Consider the following 16,308-nt stretch of genomic DNA (forward strand, 5'->3'; position numbering starts at 1 on the left):
GCAAGGAAGGGTGACCGCCATGCGCTACAAGCTCACGTTCGTGGTCGGACTGACTCTGGGTTACGTGCTGGGCACCCGTGCCGGGCGCGAACGCTACGAACAGTTGAAGAAATCCGCCCGTCAGGTCGCCCAGAACCCCGCCGTCCGCAACACCGCGGAGACGGCCGCCCAGCAGGGCCGCCAGTTCGCCGGCAAGGCGTACCACGTGGTCAGCGACAAGGTGGGCGACCGGGTGCCGGAGTCCGTGACGCAGCGGGTGCGCTCGCTGCGGGACCGCAACACCAACGGCACGGCCCAGGACGACTGGGGCACGAGCTCCCCATGAATCAGCGGTGACACGGAGCACCCGCGGGCGTGGGACCGGTGAGGCCGGTCCCACGCCCGCGCTCCACGCGCACCGCCGCGACGCTACGCCCATAGAATTTCCGCCATGGGGATAGTCGCCGGGTTGGACAGCTCACCCGATTTCACTCGCATCGTCGTCTGCGACGCGGACACGGGTGCCGTGCTCAAACAGGGGTACGCGCCGCACCCGGTCGAGGGGCGTCCGTCCGACGTGGACCCCCAGGCCTGGCTCCTGTCCCTCGGCGAGGCCGCCGGGGGCGGTCTCCTGGAGGGCGTGCAGGCCATCGGTGTGTCGGCCCAGCAGAACGCCGTCGTGCCGCTCGACGCCCAGGGCAACACCGTGCGCCCCGCCATGGTCGGCGGTGACAAGCGCGCGCAGGTCGCCGCGGCCGACCTGGTCGACGCGCTCGGCGGACGCGAGGCGTGGGCGCAGGCGGTGGGATGTGTCCCGCAGGCCGCGCAGCCCGTCACCAAGCTGCGCTGGCTGAACAAGACCGAGCCCGACGCCGCCCTGCGCACCGCCGTGCTCCTCCAGGCGCACGACTGGCTGGTGTGGCAGCTGCTCGGCCGGCCGGTGCGCAGGACCACCGACCGCGGCGGTGCCTCCGGGACCGGCTACTGGTCCGCCGCCACCGGCGCCTACCGCTCCGACCTCGTGGAACTGGCCCTCGGCCACCAGGCGATGCTGCCCGAGGTGATCGGCCCGGCGGACGCAGCCGGTACGACCCCGGAGGGCCTGCTGATCTCCGCCGGGACCGGGGAGACCATGGCCGCCGCCTTCGGGCTCGGCATCGGGCTCGGGGACGCCGTCGTGTCGCTGGGCGCGTCCGGGTCCGTGATGGCCGTGCACCCCGAGGCGCTCGTCGACAACACCGGGATGATCACCGCCCTGGCCGACGCGACCGGCATGCACCTGCCCGTCGTCACCACCCTGAACGCCGTACGGACCCTGCGCGGGGCCGCCGAGATGCTCGGGCTGAGCGACCTGGAGAGCCTGTCCGACCTGGCGATGAAGTCGACTCCGGGCGCCCACGGCCTCGTACTGCTGCCCTATCTGGAAGGCGAGCGGACGCCGAACCTGCCGCACACCGCGGGGACGCTGACCGGGCTCCGGAGGGAGTCGATGAAGCCGGAGCATCTGGCGCGGGCCGCGTTCGAGGGCATGCTGTGCGGGCTCGCCGACGCGCTCGACGTGCTGCGCGGCCGGGGGGTCGAGGTGCGGCGGGTCTTCCTGCTGGGGGCCGCCGCCGAGCTGTCCGCCGTACAGGCCTCGGCGCCCGCGCTGTTCGGCGCGCAGGTCGTCGTGCCGCAGCCGGCGGACTACGCGGCGATCGGTGCCGCCCGGCAGGCGGCCTGGGCGCTCGGGGTGTCGCAGGGCACGCTCGACCCGCGCACCCCGCCGATGTGGCAGGGTCCGGCCGCGCAGGTCCTGGAGCCGGGCGAGGAACTGGCGGTGGGGCAGGCGGTGCGGCAGCAGTTCGTGTCGGTGCGGGAGCAGACCTACCCCGGGGCGTTCCGCTAGAGCCCGGAAGGTAAGGGTCCGGTAGGAGTCGGCGGCCACGGGGACCCGTCAGGCCGTACGGAGCACTGCTGTCGGCTTAATCGGTTGAGGTAACACGGGTGGAGTGTCCGACGATAGGGGCCAGGGGCAACCACCCGCCCCGTCGCCGACTCCGAGAGACGTAGCGTGCTCATACGACTTCTGCGGACCTATCTCAGGCCCTACAGGAAACCCATCACCGTTCTGGTGCTGCTGCAGTTCGTGCAGACCTGCGCCACCCTCTACCTGCCCACGCTGAACGCGGACATCATCGACGAAGGCGTCGTGAACGGCGACACCGGCTACATCCTCAGCTACGGCGCCCTGATGATCGGCATCTCGCTGGCGCAGGTGGTGTGCAACATCGGGGCGGTGTACTACGGCGCCCGGACCGCCGCCGCGCTCGGCCGGGACGTGCGGGCGGCGGTCTTCGACCGGGTGCAGTCGTTCTCGGCACGCGAGGTGGGCCAGTTCGGCGCGCCCTCGCTGATCACCCGCACGACCAATGACGTGCAGCAGGTCCAGATGCTGGCCCTGATGACGTTCACCCTGATGGTGTCGGCGCCCATCATGTGCGTGGGCGGCATCGTGCTGGCGCTCGGCCTCGACGTGCCGCTGTCCGGGGTGCTGGTGGCCGTGGTGCCGACGCTGGGCATCTGCGTGACGTTGATCGTGCGGCGGCTGCGGCCGCTGTTCCGGTCCATGCAGGTCCGCCTCGACACGGTGAACCGGGTGTTGCGCGAGCAGATCACCGGCAACCGGGTCATCCGGGCGTTCGTCCGGGACCAGTACGAGGAGGAGCGTTTCCGCAAGGCGAACACCGACCTGACGGAGATGTCCCTGAGGACCGGCAACCTGCTCGCGCTGATGTTCCCCGTGGTCATGACGACGGTGAACCTGTCCTCGATCGCCGTGGTGTGGTTCGGCGCCCATCGCATCGACAGCGGGGGGATGCAGATCGGCGATCTGACCGCGTTCCTCGCCTATCTGATGCAGATCGTCATGTCCGTGATGATGGCCACCTTCATGTTCATGATGGTGCCGCGCGCCGAGGTGTGCGCCGAGCGTGTCCAGGAGGTCCTCGACACCTCCTCCAGCGTGGTGCCTCCCTCCGCCCCCGTCCGCGAGCTGCGCCGGCACGGGCACCTGGAGATCCGGGGGGCGGGCTTCCGCTACCCCGGCGCCGAGGAGCCGGTGCTCAAGGCGATCGACCTGGTGGCCCGGCCCGGTGAGGTGACCGCCGTGATCGGCTCGACCGGCAGTGGCAAGTCCACGCTGCTCGGACTGGTCCCCCGGCTCTTCGACGCGACCGACGGCGAGGTGCTCGTCGACGGCACCGAGGTGTCGACCATCGAGCCGAAGCTGCTCGCGAAGACCGTCGGGCTCGTCCCGCAGAAGCCGTACCTCTTCGCGGGCACGGTCGCCACCAATCTCCGCTACGGCAATCCGGACGCCACGGACGAGGAGCTGTGGCACGCGCTGGAGGTGGCGCAGGCCAAGGACTTCGTATCCAAGCTGGAGAACGGCCTCGACTCCCCCGTCGCCCAGGGCGGCACCAACGTCTCCGGCGGTCAGCGGCAGCGGCTCGCGATCGCGCGCACGCTCGTGCAGCGGCCGGAGATCTACCTCTTCGACGACTCCTTCTCCGCCCTCGACTACGCGACCGACGCGGCCCTCAGGGCGGCGCTCGCCGAGGAGACCTCGGAGGCGACCGTCGTGATCGTCGCCCAGCGGGTGGCCACCATCCGCGAGGCCGACCGGATCGTCGTCCTCGACGAGGGCCGGGTCGTCGGCACCGGCACCCACCGCGAGCTGATGGCGGACAACGAGACCTACCGGGAGATCGTGCTCTCCCAGCTCACGGAAGCGGAGGCTGCCTGATGGCCGGGCCCATGGGGCGCATGATGGCAGGCGGCGGTCCCGAGACCCGCTCGCTGGACTTCAAGGTGTCCGGCAGGCGGCTGCTCGCCCAGTTCAAGCCGGAGCGGTTCACCCTCTACGCGATGCTGGCCTGCGTGGTGGTGAGCGTCGGCCTGAACGTGGTCGGACCGAAGATCCTCGGCCAGGCCACCGACCTGGTCTTCGCGGGCATCGTCGGACGGCAGATGCCGGCCGGGGCGAGCAAGGAGGAGGTCCTCGCGCGGATGCGGGAGCGCGGCGACGGTCAGGTCGCCGACATGCTCCGCAGCACCGACTTCACGCCCGGCGAGGGCATCGACTTCACCGCCGTGGGACATGTCCTGCTGTTCGCGGTCGGGGTGTTCCTGATCGCCGGACTGCTGATGGCGGTGGCGACCCGGCTGGTCAACCGGACCGTCAACCGGACGATGTTCCGGATGCGCGAGGACGTGCAGACGAAGATGTCGCGGCTGCCGCTGTCGTACTTCGACAAGCGCCAGCGCGGCGAGGTCCTGTCCCGGGCCACGAACGACATCGACAACATCGGCCAGACCCTCCAGCAGTCGATGGGCCAGCTCATCAACTCGCTGCTCACCATCATCGGGGTGCTCGCGATGATGTTCTGGGTGTCCTGGCTGCTGGCCCTGGTCGCGCTGGTCACCGTGCCGCTGTCGTTCGTCGTCGCCACGCGCGTGGGCAAGCGCTCGCAGCCGCACTTCGTGCAGCAGTGGCGCTCCACCGGCAAGCTCAACGCCCACATCGAGGAGATGTACACCGGGCACACCCTGGTGAAGGTGTTCGGCCGTCAGGACGAGTCGGCCGCGCAGTTCGCCGAGCAGAACGAGGCGCTGTACGAGGCCGGGTTCAAGGCGCAGTTCAACAGCGGGGTCATGCAGCCGCTGATGATGTTCGTGTCGAACCTCAACTACGTCCTGGTGGCGGTCGTCGGCGGTCTGCGGGTCGCCTCCGGTGCCCTGTCCATCGGTGACGTGCAGGCCTTCATCCAGTACTCCCGGCAGTTCTCGATGCCGCTGACGCAGGTCGCGTCGATGGCGAACCTGGTGCAGTCGGGCGTGGCCTCCGCGGAACGGATCTTCGAGCTCCTGGACGCAGAGGAGCAGGAGGCCGACCCGGTCCCGAGCGCGAAGCCGGAGGAACTGCGCGGGCGGGTCGCCCTGGAGCACGTCTCCTTCCGCTACGACCCCGAGAAGCCGCTCATCGACGACCTCTCGCTGAAGGTCGAACCCGGGCACACGGTCGCGATCGTCGGCCCGACCGGCGCCGGCAAGACGACCCTGGTCAACCTGCTGATGCGGTTCTACGACGTCTCGGGCGGCCGGATCACCCTGGACGGCGTGGACATCGCCACGATGTCCCGGGACGACCTGCGCGCCGCGATCGGCATGGTCCTCCAGGACACCTGGCTGTTCGGCGGCACGATCGCGGAGAACATCGCGTACGGCGCCGCGCGCGAGGTCACCCGGGGCGAGATCGAGGAGGCGGCGCGGGCGGCGCACGCGGACCGTTTCATCCGCACGCTCCCCGAGGGCTACGACACCGTCATCGACGACGAGGGCAGCGGGGTGAGCGCGGGCGAGAAGCAGCTCATCACCATCGCCCGGGCGTTCCTGTCGGACCCGGTGATCCTGGTCCTGGACGAGGCGACGAGTTCGGTGGACACCCGCACCGAGGTCCTGATCCAGAAGGCGATGGCCAAACTGGCCCACGGCCGCACGTCGTTCGTGATCGCCCACCGCCTGTCGACGATCCGCGACGCCGACACCATCCTGGTGATGGAGAACGGCTCGATCGTCGAACAGGGCACGCACACCGACCTGTTGGAGGCGGACGGCGCCTACGCCCGCCTGTACAAGGCGCAGTTCGCACAGGCGGTGGCAGAGGTCGACTGATGGGCAGAGGGGGCTGGTCCGACCTTCAGGGGCGCGGGGAACTGCGCGACCAGCCCCCACACACCCGCACCCGGCATCAGTCCAGATAGCCCCGCAGCTGATCCGCAAAAGCATGATCCCGCAGCTTGTTCAGCGTCTTGGACTCGATCTGCCGTATCCGCTCCCGGGTCACCCCGAAGATCCGCCCGATCTCCTCCAAGGTACGAGGACGGCCATCAGCCAACCCGTACCGAAGCTGTACGACCTTCCTCTCCCGCTCCCCCAGGGTGGACAGCACCGCCTCCAGGTGCTCCCTGAGCAGCAGGAACGCCGCCGACTCAACGGGCGAGGCCGCGTCCCCGTCCTCGATGAGGTCACCGAGGGCGACGTCGTCCTCCTCGCCCACCGGCGCGTGCAACGACACCGGCTCCTGGGCGAGGCGCAGCACCTCACTCACCCGCTCCGGGGCGAGGTCGAGATGCGCGGCCACCTCCTCCGGCGTCGGCTCGTACCCGCGTTCCTGGAGCATGCGCCGCTGCACGCGGACGACCCGGTTGATCAGCTCGACGACGTGGACCGGGACCCGGATCGTGCGGGCCTGGTCGGCGAGGGCCCGGGACATGGCCTGGCGGATCCACCAGGTGGCGTAGGTGGAGAACTTGTAGCCGCGGGCGTAGTCGAACTTCTCGACCGCCCGGATGAGGCCCAGGTTGCCTTCCTGGACGAGGTCCAGCATGGTCAGGCCGCGGCCGACGTAGCGTTTCGCGACGGACACGACGAGCCGCAGGTTCGCCTCGATGAGGCGGCGCTTGGCCATCCGGCCCAGGACGACCAGGCGGTCCAGGTCGAGCGCCAACTGGCTGTCCAGGTCGGGGGTGTTGCTCAGTTTCTCCTCGGCGAACAGGCCGGCCTCGACCCGGCGGGCGAGTTCGACCTCCTCGGCCGCGGTGAGCAGCGGGATGCGGCCGATCTCCCGCAGGTACTGGCGGAACAGGTCCGAGGACGGGCCGCCGGTGTCGACGCGGCCGCGGGGCGGCTCGGGCGCTTCGACCGGCTCGGTCTCCACGTTCTCGAGGGCTTCCGCGGGCGGGGCGTCGGGCTCCGCCTCGGGGTGGTGCACGACACGGTTCTGCGGGGGCACCGCGACGAGAACGTCGGGCTCGGCGTCCTGCTCTGTCGTGTCGTCCGTACTGTTCTCGGTCTGTGTGAGGGTCTGGGTCTGCACGGGGGCGACCTCCAGGATGATCGCTGCCAAGGAGTGCGGCAGCGGTACTTCGGGAGCGGAGTCGGCGGCCTCGCCGCTGTCCGTCCCGTACGCGTTGAGCGGAATCGCGGGGGTGTGGGACCCGCTGGGGACGGATCGGCCGCGCTCCGAGGACTCAGGCACCGGAACCCAGTGTGGAGTACGACACACAGCCGCCACGAGGGGCGTGCGGTGACTTTTTGCAATCGGGCCGTGACCGCGCAGTTACTCCGCCGTATGCGCGGCTAGAGGGCGGCGGCCCCGTGCTCGCGCAGTGCCTGGTCGTACTGCTGGAGCACCCACATCTCGTTCTGCACGGCGGCCAGGTGGGCCGGGTCGCCGCCGGTGCCCAGACGGATGAGGGTGCCCTGGATCTCCTGGATCCGGCGCTCGACGGCACGGCGACGGACCTGGACCAGGACTGTGCCCGCGTACACCTCGTCGACCGTGCGCCGCATGATCGCCTCGACGGCCAGCTCCGTGACCATCGCGCGGACCGCGTCGTCGGGGGCGGCCTCGCGGACCCGGACGAGGTAGTCCTGGGAGTCCTGCACGCCGTACTCGGCGCCGCCCGCGTCCATGATGGCCTGGCGCACGGCGGCGTAGGGCGGGGCGGTGAACTCGTCGATGCCGTACGCGTCGAAAGCCGGGGAGACCAGGTCGGGGCGTTGGAGGGCGAGCTTGAGCAGCTCACGCTCGGTGGCGTAGACGGGGTTGCGCAGGGTGAGGGCGGGGCCGGAGAAGGCGGGGCGGTGGGCTCCGTCGTACGACGGCTGCTGCGGGCCGCGTCCGGCGGGGGCCGGGCCCTTGCCGCCGCGGTCGCGGGCCCACCGGGCCAGCTGGGCGACCCGCTTGACGACGAACTGGGTGTCGAGGATGCCGAGCATGCCGGCGAGCTGGACGGCGACCTCGTGCTGGGCTCCGCTGTTCTTGATGCGGGCGACGATCGGGGCGGCCTCGTCCAGGGCGGCGGCGCGGCCGGCGGGGGTGTCGAGGTCGTAGCGGACGACGATCTGGCGGAGCGCGAACTCGAAGAGCGGGGTGCGGGGTTCGACCAGGTCGGCGACCGCGTCGTCGCCCTTGGCGAGGCGCAGGTCGCAGGGGTCCATGCCGTCGGGGGCGATCGCGATGTAGGTCTCGGCGGCGAACTTCTGGTCGTCCTCGAAGGCGCGCAGGGCCGCCTTCTGGCCCGCCGCGTCGCCGTCGAAGGTGAAGATCACGCGGGCCGAGCCGTTGTCCATCAGCAGGCGGCGCAGGATCTTGATGTGGTCGCCGCCGAAAGCCGTGCCGCAGGTCGCGATGGCGGTGGTGACGCCGGCGAGGTGGCAGGCCATGACGTCGGTGTAGCCCTCGACGACGACCGCGCGGGACGCCTTGGCGATGTCCTTCTTGGCGAGGTCGATGCCGTAGAGGACCTGGGACTTCTTGTAGATCGCCGTGTCGGGTGTGTTGAGGTACTTGGGGCCGTTGTCCGCCTCGTAGAGCTTTCGCGCGCCGAAGCCGACGACGTCTCCGCCGATGTCGCGGATGGGCCACATCAGGCGGCCGCGGAAGCGGTCGATGGGGCCGCGGCGGCCCTCCTGGGCGAGACCGGAGAGCAGGATCTCCTTGTCGCTGAAGCCCTTGCCCCGCAGGAAGCGGGTGAGGTGGTCCCAGCCCTGGGGGCTGTAGCCGACGGAGAAGTGCGCGGCGGCGGCCTGGTCGAAGCCGCGCTCGGCGAGGAACTGGCGGCCGGTGTCGGCCTCCGGGCTGGTGGCCAGCTGCTCCATGTACCAGTCGGCGGCGATCTTGTGGGCCTCGACCAGGCGGATGCGCTCGCCGCGCTGGTGGGAGGGGTTGTAGCCGCCCTCCTCGTAGCGCAGGGTGATGCCGGCCTGGCCGGCGAGGCGCTCGACCGCCTCGGAGAAGGAGAGGTGGTCGACCTTCATCACGAACGTGATGGTGTCGCCGCCCTCCTGGCAGCCGAAGCAGTGGAAGAGACCCTTGCTCGGGCTGACCTGGAAGGACGGCGACTTCTCGTCGTGGAAGGGGCACAGGCCCTTGAGGTTGCCACCGCCCGCGTTGCGCAGCTGGAGGTACTCGGACACCACGGCGTCGATCGGGACCGCGTCCCGTACCGCCTTCACGTCCTCGTCGTTGATCCGTCCTGCCACGCGTGAAGTCTACGGGGAGGTACTGACACCTACGGGACGAGGCTGACGAGTGGAACGTGCGGGTCCGCCAGTGCCTCCGTGTCCACCTGAGCCCCGGACCGGATCAGTGCCTGGATCGGCTCCGTGACGTCCCACACGTTGACGTTCATCCCGGCCAGCACCCGGCCCTGCTTCACCCAGAAGGCGATGAACTCGCGCTTGCCCGCGTCTCCCCGGATCACCACTTCGTCGTAGGAGCCGGGGGGCGCCCAGCCGCTGTACTCCATGCCGAGGTCGTACTGGTCGGAGAAGAAGTAGGGCACGCGGTCGTACGTCACCTGGCGGCCCAGCATCGCGCGCGCCGCCGCCGGGCCGCCGTTGAGCGCGTTGGCCCAGTGCTCGACGCGCAGCCGGTTTCCGAAGAGGGCGTGGTGGAAGGAGGCCACGTCGCCCGCCGCGTAGATGTCCGGGTCGGAGGTGCGCAGGTGTCCGTCCACGGCGATCCCGCCGCCGTGCGCCCGGTCCGCGAGTTCCAGCCCGGCCGCCTCCGCGAGGGCGGTGCGCGGGGCCGCGCCGACCGCCGCGAGGACGTCGTGCGCGGGGTGCTCCTCGCCGTCGTCGGTGCGGGCCGCGAGGACCATGCCGTCCTGGCCGACGATCTCCGTCAGTCTCGCCCCGAAGTGGAAGCGGACGCCGCGCTCGCGGTGCAGTTCGGCGAAGAGGTTGCCGAGCTCGGGTCCGAGGACGGAGTGCAGCGGGGTCGACAGGGGCTCGACGACGGTGACCTCGGCGCCGTACTCGCGGGCCGCCGCCGCGACCTCCAGGCCGATCCAGCCGGCGCCGGCGATCACCAGGTGGCCGTTGTCCCGGCCCAGGGCGGCGAGGACGCCCTTGAGGCGTTCGGCGTGGGCGAGCCGGCGCAGATGGTGGACGCCCGCGAGATCGGTCCCCGGGATGTCCAGCCGGCGCGGCTCGGCGCCCGTCGCCAGCAGCAGCTTGTCGTAGCGGACGGCGGTGCCGTCCTCGCCGAAGCGGACCGTCTTGGCCGCGCGGTCGATGGCGTCCACGGTCTCGCCCAGGTGCAGCTCGATGTCGTTGCGCGCGTACCAGGCGGGTTCGTGCACGAAGACGCTGTCGCGCTCCTCCTTGCCGAGGAGGTAGCCCTTGGAGAGCGGCGGACGCTCGTAGGGGTGGTCGCGTTCGTCGCAGATCAGTATCACGCGGCCGGTGAAGCCCTCCGTCCGGAGCGTCTCGGCCGCCTTCGCGCCGGCGAGCCCTCCGCCCACGATGACAAATGTCTGATCCGCGTCGACCACTTGATGCCTCCTCGTAAAGGTGCCGCCACATGGGAGCGTCCCGCACGGAGCGTGAGGGGGGAAGAGGGAGTGGCCCGATCAGGCCACGGAGGGTCACATTCGGGCACCTTTCCCGTCACTCCCGCATATGTCTTCTACACGTGCCCCATGAGACGGGCGTGAAGCGAACGGGCGGACGCGTCGGTCAGGGACGCGATCTGGTCCACGATCACCCGCTTGCGCGCACGGTCGTCGGGCGCCCGGTCGAACAGCGCACGGAACTGCGGGTCGAGGCCGTCGGGGGCGCGGGCGGTGAGCGCCTCGGCGAGTTCGGCGACGACGATCCGCTGGTCGGCACGCAGCCGCTCCTGCTCGGCGCGCTGCATGACGTACCGGTCGGCGACGGCCTTGAGCACCGCGCACTCCAGACGGATCTCGCGCGGTACGACGAGTTCGGCGCCGTACCTCGTGAGCCTCCCGGTGCCTCCCCCAGTGCCTGAAGGGCCTGGGCGGTGCCCCCATCGCGCGCGGGTGGCGGCCTCGGCGGACAGGCAGAAGCGGCCGATGAGCTGGCTGGTGGCGTCCTTGAGGCGGGCCTGGGCCACGGCCGAGCCGTCGTAGCCGTGGGGCCACCACTCCTGGTCCTGGAGGCGGTCCAGGGCGGCGGCGAGTTCGGCGGGGTCGGTGTCCTCGGGGACGTACCTGCCGAGGGCGACCTCGAAGACCGCCCGGCGCTCCGGTTCGGCGTGCAGGCAGTTGGGGTCGATGTGGCCCGCGTGCAGTCCGTCCTCGACGTCGTGCACCGAGTACGCCACGTCGTCGGCCCAGTCCATGACCTGGGCCTCGAAGGTGGTGCGGGCGTCGGGGGCGTCCTTGCGGATCCAGTCGAAGACGGGGCGGTCGTCCTCGTAGACGCCGAACTTCCGGGAGCTGGGGTCGGTGGGGTGCGCTCCGCGGGGCCAGGGGTACTTGGTGGCCGCGTCCAGGGTGGCCCGGGTGAGGTTGAGGCCCACCGAGCCCTCCTCGGTGAACCGCTTGGGCTCGATGCGGGTCAGCAGCCGCAGGGACTGGGCGTTGCCCTCGAAGCCGCCGCAGTCCTCCGCGAATTCGTTCAGGGCGTGTTCGCCGTTGTGGCCGAACGGCGGGTGGCCGAGGTCGTGGGCCAGACAGGCGGCCTCCACGAGGTCGGGGTCGCAGCCGAGGGCCGCGCCGAGCTCCCGGCCCACCTGGGCGCACTCCAGCGAGTGGGTGAGGCGGGTGCGGGGGCTGGCGTCCCACATCTGGTTCCTGGTGCCCGGTGTGACGACCTGCGTCTTGCCGGCGAGCCTTCTGAGCGCGGCGGAGTGGAGGATGCGGGCGCGGTCACGCTGGAAGGCGGTGCGGCCGGGGCGCTTGTCGGGTTCTGGGGCCCAGCGTTCGGTTGACTGCGGGTCGTACGGCATGTCTTGACAGTACGGGCAGCGACTGACAATTCGCCGGTGCGTCCGCCGGGTTCCGGTTATATGGCGAGTGCGCGCACTTTGTGGCTGGGCGCGCAGTTCCCCGCGCCCCGGAGGTCAGTCACCTGGTCGTAGCGGTGGAGGATCAGGTCCGTCATTGCGGGGTGCGTGCCCAAAGGCGCTGACGCGATCCACGGGGCCTTCTGCGCGCACTGCCTCGCGAAGAGGCCCGGAGCTGTGAAGTACGACGCCACCGCGACCCTGTGGCGGCCCCTCGCCGTCAATGCCCTGATCGCTGTTTCCACCGTCGGCGTCGCCGCGGAGGCGTAGGCCGGGATGACCGGGACGCCCAAGCGGTCCGCCAGGAGCTGGGCCGTGCGGCGGGTGTCCGTGGCCGACTCCGGGTCCCGGGAACCTGCCGCCGCCAGGACGACCGCGCTCTCGCGGCGGGTCTCCTCGTCCATCCCGCTGTGCCAGCCCGCTTCCATCAGACGGGCGTGCAGGGTGTCCACGAGCAGCGGATGCGGGCCCAGCGGAGCCGCCACGCGCGTGCGTGCCGGGGAGGCCGCCGCCATCTCGGGGATGTCGCGCTTGACGTGGTAGCCGCGGGAGAGGAGCAGCGGGACCAGGACCGCCTCCGCCGTGCCCAGGGACGCCAGCGTGTCCGGCAGCAGCGGTTCGTTGAGCTCGATGTGGCCCAGGTGCACCGGCAGGTCGGGGCGCTGGGCGCGGACCTGGTCCAGGAGCTGGTGGACCGTGGCGAGGGTGCGCGGATCGCGGCTGCCGTGGGCCACCAGGACGAGCGCGGGCGGCTCGGGGCGGCGCCGGTCGTCGAGACGGACGATGCTGGGCTGGCTGCTGCTCCGGTTCATGGGTCGATGGTGTCGGCTGGAGGTTGCCTCCCCGTTTCACGGCAATAACGCGTCCTTTCCGGCGGTTCACCGTGCCGGGCAACGGGATGTGAGGAGGCTTGACCTGCGGTTTCCCGCCGGGAAGTGAGTCTGCTCACGCGCCGGCGGGTGAACCGGCCGACCAGGGGGCGCGTCTTCGCTGGTCGGAAGGCGAGCCGGGAGGGACCGTCCGATGCGACTGCCGAGGGTACGCAGACCGCGCCTGCCACGCACGCGTGCCGGGCGGCGCAGGCTGGTGCAGGCGGTGATGGCGGGGTGTGTGCTGGCGCTGCTTCCGTCGACCTGGATGTACGTGGTGACGGGCGACCGGCTGCGGACGACGGCCGACGTGCCGCGCACCCAGGTGGCCGTCGTCTTCGGGGCCGGGCTGTGGGACGGCGAGCCGTCCCCGTATCTCGCCCACCGGCTCGACGCGGCGGCGAAGCTGTACCGGGAGAACCGGATCGAGGTCGTCCTGGTCACCGGCGACAACAGCCGCGAGGACTACGACGAGCCCGACGCCATGCGCGCCTATCTGACCCGGCACGGCGTCCCCGGCACGCGGATCGTCAGCGACTACGCCGGCTTCGACACCTGGGACTCCTGCGTCCGGGCCCGGAAGATCTTCGGGGTGCACGAGGCCGTGCTGATCAGTCAGGGGTTCCACATCCGGCGCGCGGTCGCCCTGTGTCAGGCCGCCGGGGTGACGTCGTACGGCATCGGCGTCGACGCCAAGCACGACGCCACCTGGTACTACGGCGGCACCCGGGAGATCCTCGCGGCGGGGAAGGCGGCCCTGGACGCGGTGTTCCGGCCCGACCCCCGGTTCCTGGGCCCGAGGGAGCCGGGCGTGGCGGACGCGCTGGCCTCGGCCCGCCGAGCGGGCGGGTGACGCGCCCGCAGCGGTGTTTCTCACCGCTGCGGGGGTGCCGCGGGGGAGGTCGCCGTCTCGGTGGCGTAACACGGAGCCGTCACCGGCGTAACACGGCCGACGCACGCTGAGGAGCATGCAGAACTCCGCGACGCCCACGCACTGCCCGTACTGCGCCTTGCAGTGCGGCATGAACCTGACCCCCGCTCCGGACGGGACCGTCGAGGTGAGCGAGCGCGCGGACTTCCCGGTGAACCGGGGCGCGCTGTGCGGCAAGGGCCGTACCGCGCCCGCGGTGCTCTCGTCCCGGGTGCGCCTGACCTCCCCGTTGGTGCGCTCCGGGGGCACATTGGTGCCCGCGACGTGGGACGAGGCGCTGGACCGGATCGCCGAGGGGCTGTCCCGCACGCGTACGGAGCATGGCCCGGACGCGTGCGGGGTCTTCGGCGGGGGCGGCCTGACCAACGAGAAGGCGTACACGCTCGGCAAGTTCGCCCGGGTCGTCCTCGGCACCTCGCAGATCGACTACAACGGGCGCTTCTGCATGTCGTCCGCGGCGGCCGGCGGCATGAAGGCCTTCGGCCTGGACCGCGGACTGCCCTTCCCGCTGGAGGACATCCCGAAGTCCGGCTGTGTGATCCTCGTCGGCTCCAACCTCGCCGAGACCATGCCGCCGTCCCTGCGGTTCTTCACCGAACTGAAGGAGAACGGCGGCACGCTGATCGTCGTCGACCCGCGCCGCACCAGGACCGCCGAGCAGGCCGACCTGCATCTGATGCCCCGGCCCGGCACGGACCTGGCCCTCGCGCTCGGGCTGCTGCACCTGGTCGTCGCCGAAGGGCTGGTCGACGAGGAGTACGTCCGTGAGCGCACGACCGGCTGGGAGGACGCGCGGGCCGCCGCGATGGCCCACTGGCCGGAGTACGTGGAGCGGATCACCGGTGTGCCGGTGCCCCAGCTCCGGGAGACCGTACGGATGTTCTGCGAGCCGGAGTCCGCGATGGTGCTCACCGCGCGCGGGCCCGAGCAGCAGTCCAAGGGCACCGACACCGTGAGCGCGTGGATCAACCTGTGCCTGGCGACCGGGCGCGCGGGACGCCCGTACAGCGGATACGGCTGTCTGACCGGGCAGGGCAACGGGCAGGGCGGGCGCGAACACGGCCAGAAGGCCGACCAGTTGCCCGGCTACCGCAAGCTGGACGACCCGGCGGCGCGGGCGCATGTCGCCGAGGTGTGGGGCGTGGACCCCGACTCGCTGCCCGGACCGGGGCGCAGCGCCTACGAGTTGCTGGACGCGCTCGGCACGGACATCAGGTCGCTGCTGCTGATGGGGTCCAACCCGGTGGTGTCGGCGCCGCGTGCCGCGCACATCGAGGAGCGCATCAAGTCCCTGGACTTCCTTGCCGTGTGCGATGTCGTCCTGTCGGAGACGGCCGCCCTCGCGGACGTGGTCCTGCCGGTCACGCAGTGGGCCGAGGAGACGGGCACGACGACCAGCCTGGAGGGGCGGGTGCTGCTGCGCCGACAGGCGATCACCCCGCCGGACGGCATCCGCAGCGACCTCGAGGTGATGCACGAACTCGCCGACCGGCTCGGCGTGGAGAAGGGCTTCCCGACCGACCCCGAGGAGGTCTTCGAGGAACTGCGCCGGGCGAGCGCGGGCGGCCCGGCCGACTACTCCGGGATCACCTACCGCCGACTGGCCGAGGAGAACGGGGTGTTCTGGCCGTGCCCGACGCCCGTCAAGGACGTACCCGCCGGTGACGACGACGTGCACCCCGGCACCCCGCGGCTCTTCCTGGAGCGTTTCGCCCACCCGGACGGACGGGCCCGCTTCGTCCCGGTCTCGCACCGGGCGATCGCGGAGGAGCCCGACGAGGAGTACCCGGTGCTGCTGACGACCGGCCGGGTCGTGGCCCAGTACCAGTCCGGCGCGCAGACCCGCCGGGTGGACGAGCTGAACGCCGCCGCGCCGGGCCCGTTCGTGGAGCTGCACCCGCGGCTCGCGGAACGGCTGGGGGCCGCCGAGGGCGACCCGGTGGCCGTGGTCTCGCGGCGCGGGCGGGCCGTGGCACCGGCCCGGATCACGCTCGGCATCCGGCCCGACACGGTCTTCATGCCCTTCCACTGGTACGGCGAGGGCCGCGCCAACACCCTCACCAACCCCGCTCTTGACCCGACCTCGCGGATGCCGGAGTTCAAGGCGTGCGCGGTGCGGGTGGAGGCGGTGGAGGGGTAGTCCGCCCGAGCCGCCAGTCGCCGCTCTCGATGAGCTTGCCGCGGGTTCGCAGGCGGGCGGCGACGGGAGGGGCCGCCACATAGGCCCAGGCGCGCACGGGGGTGCCGTCGGCCGTGCGGATCACCTCGCGGGCGACGCGTTCGTACAGGTTGTGCGGGTCTCCCGGGGCGTACTCCTCCAACTCGTCGAGCACGGCGAGCAGTTCGGCGTAGGCGTCGGCTCGCGGGGTGACGAGTTCCCCCGCGACCGCACCCCCGGGCCCCTCCACGGCGTACGGGTAGCCGGGGCCGTCGTACAGCAGCGCGCCGGTGAGCAGGCCCGGCTCCTCGGAGCGGACGCGGCCACGCAGGAAGAGGTCGTGGTTGACCTCGCCGGGGCGGAGGGTGCCGTAGACGAAGAACGGGAGTCGTGCAGAGGTCACAGAAACGATTCTCTCCCCTCACACACCTGCACGTGACGCGCTATGGACATGGCTTGTCATGGCCTCTTAAATCTTCGTCAACGTCCGCGCCACCCCCCACGCGCC

12 protein-coding genes are annotated in these 16,308 nt (G+C 71.3%); 6 read left to right on the plus strand and 6 right to left on the minus strand.

All coding sequences use genetic code 11. From position 1 onward, the window contains the following. Positions 1 to 19: 19 nt before the first annotated feature. The 4 genes from M2163_RS18715 (at position 20) to M2163_RS18730 (ending at position 5,694) form a co-directional block, all read left to right on the plus strand. On the plus strand, positions 20 to 325 hold the full coding sequence (locus M2163_RS18715) for a YtxH domain-containing protein (RefSeq protein WP_280851652.1): 306 nt from the start codon (positions 20 to 22) through the stop codon (positions 323 to 325). Between the two features lie 105 nt (positions 326 to 430). Continuing rightward, a complete protein-coding gene (locus tag M2163_RS18720) occupies positions 431 to 1,867 on the plus strand; it encodes an FGGY family carbohydrate kinase (protein ID WP_280851651.1) in 1,437 nt (478 codons plus the stop codon). Between the two features lie 165 nt (positions 1,868 to 2,032). Next, positions 2,033 to 3,766, plus strand: coding sequence for an ABC transporter ATP-binding protein (locus M2163_RS18725; RefSeq protein WP_280894511.1), 1,734 nt, complete (start codon positions 2,033 to 2,035; stop codon positions 3,764 to 3,766). Further along, positions 3,766 to 5,694, plus strand: coding sequence for an ABC transporter ATP-binding protein (locus M2163_RS18730; RefSeq protein WP_280894512.1), 1,929 nt, complete (start codon positions 3,766 to 3,768; stop codon positions 5,692 to 5,694). The genes M2163_RS18725 and M2163_RS18730 overlap by 1 nt, the downstream gene beginning before the upstream one ends. 76 nt (positions 5,695 to 5,770) lie before the next feature. Here the strand turns inward: M2163_RS18730 and M2163_RS18735 are convergent, their stop codons facing one another. The 5 genes from M2163_RS18735 to M2163_RS18755 form a co-directional block, all read right to left on the minus strand. Beyond that, positions 5,771 to 7,060, minus strand: coding sequence for an RNA polymerase sigma factor (locus tag M2163_RS18735; RefSeq protein ID WP_280851647.1), 1,290 nt, complete (start codon positions 7,058 to 7,060; stop codon positions 5,771 to 5,773). 101 nt (positions 7,061 to 7,161) lie between these two features. After that, on the minus strand, positions 7,162 to 9,069 hold the full coding sequence (gene dnaG, locus M2163_RS18740; protein ID WP_280851646.1) for a DNA primase: 1,908 nt from the start codon (positions 9,067 to 9,069) through the stop codon (positions 7,162 to 7,164). Between the two features lie 29 nt (positions 9,070 to 9,098). Beyond that, on the minus strand, positions 9,099 to 10,364 hold the full coding sequence (locus tag M2163_RS18745) for an FAD-dependent oxidoreductase (protein WP_280851645.1): 1,266 nt from the start codon (positions 10,362 to 10,364) through the stop codon (positions 9,099 to 9,101). 134 nt (positions 10,365 to 10,498) lie between these two features. Beyond that, positions 10,499 to 11,785, minus strand: a complete 1,287-nt coding sequence (locus tag M2163_RS18750; RefSeq protein ID WP_280851644.1) for a deoxyguanosinetriphosphate triphosphohydrolase — start codon at positions 11,783 to 11,785, stop codon at positions 10,499 to 10,501. A 56-nt stretch (positions 11,786 to 11,841) separates the two neighbouring features. Beyond that, positions 11,842 to 12,654, minus strand: coding sequence for a sirohydrochlorin chelatase (locus M2163_RS18755; protein ID WP_280851643.1), 813 nt, complete (start codon positions 12,652 to 12,654; stop codon positions 11,842 to 11,844). A 211-nt stretch (positions 12,655 to 12,865) separates the two neighbouring features. Between M2163_RS18755 and M2163_RS18760 the strand changes: the two genes are divergently transcribed. Next, the gene (locus tag M2163_RS18760; protein ID WP_280851642.1) at positions 12,866 to 13,564 is read left to right on the plus strand and encodes an ElyC/SanA/YdcF family protein; all 699 of its coding nucleotides are present in this window, start codon (positions 12,866 to 12,868) and stop codon (positions 13,562 to 13,564) included. A 115-nt stretch (positions 13,565 to 13,679) separates the two neighbouring features. Beyond that, entirely contained in the window at positions 13,680 to 15,782 is a 2,103-nt protein-coding gene (locus tag M2163_RS18765; protein WP_280894513.1) for a molybdopterin oxidoreductase family protein, read from the plus strand. Here M2163_RS18765 and M2163_RS18770 read toward each other — a convergent pair. Beyond that, a complete protein-coding gene (locus M2163_RS18770; protein ID WP_280851640.1) occupies positions 15,742 to 16,203 on the minus strand; it encodes a gamma-glutamylcyclotransferase family protein in 462 nt (153 codons plus the stop codon). The genes M2163_RS18765 and M2163_RS18770 overlap by 41 nt on opposite strands. Between the last annotated feature and the right edge of the window lie 105 nt (positions 16,204 to 16,308).

This window comes from Streptomyces sp. SAI-135 (assembly GCF_029893805.1).
GTDB lineage: Bacteria > Actinomycetota > Actinomycetes > Streptomycetales > Streptomycetaceae > Streptomyces.

Coding starts and splice junctions, on each gene's coding strand:
- M2163_RS18715 (WP_280851652.1), top strand. CDS start 20: ATGCGCTACAAGCTCACGTTCGTGGTCGGACTGACTCTGGGTTACGTG.
- M2163_RS18720 (WP_280851651.1), top strand. CDS start 431: ATGGGGATAGTCGCCGGGTTGGACAGCTCACCCGATTTCACTCGCATC.
- M2163_RS18730 (WP_280894512.1), top strand. CDS start 3,766: ATGGCCGGGCCCATGGGGCGCATGATGGCAGGCGGCGGTCCCGAGACC.
- M2163_RS18750 (WP_280851644.1), bottom strand. CDS start 11,785: ATGCCGTACGACCCGCAGTCAACCGAACGCTGGGCCCCAGAACCCGAC.
- M2163_RS18755 (WP_280851643.1), bottom strand. CDS start 12,654: ATGAACCGGAGCAGCAGCCAGCCCAGCATCGTCCGTCTCGACGACCGG.
- M2163_RS18760 (WP_280851642.1), top strand. CDS start 12,866: ATGCGACTGCCGAGGGTACGCAGACCGCGCCTGCCACGCACGCGTGCC.
- M2163_RS18765 (WP_280894513.1), top strand. CDS start 13,680: ATGCAGAACTCCGCGACGCCCACGCACTGCCCGTACTGCGCCTTGCAG.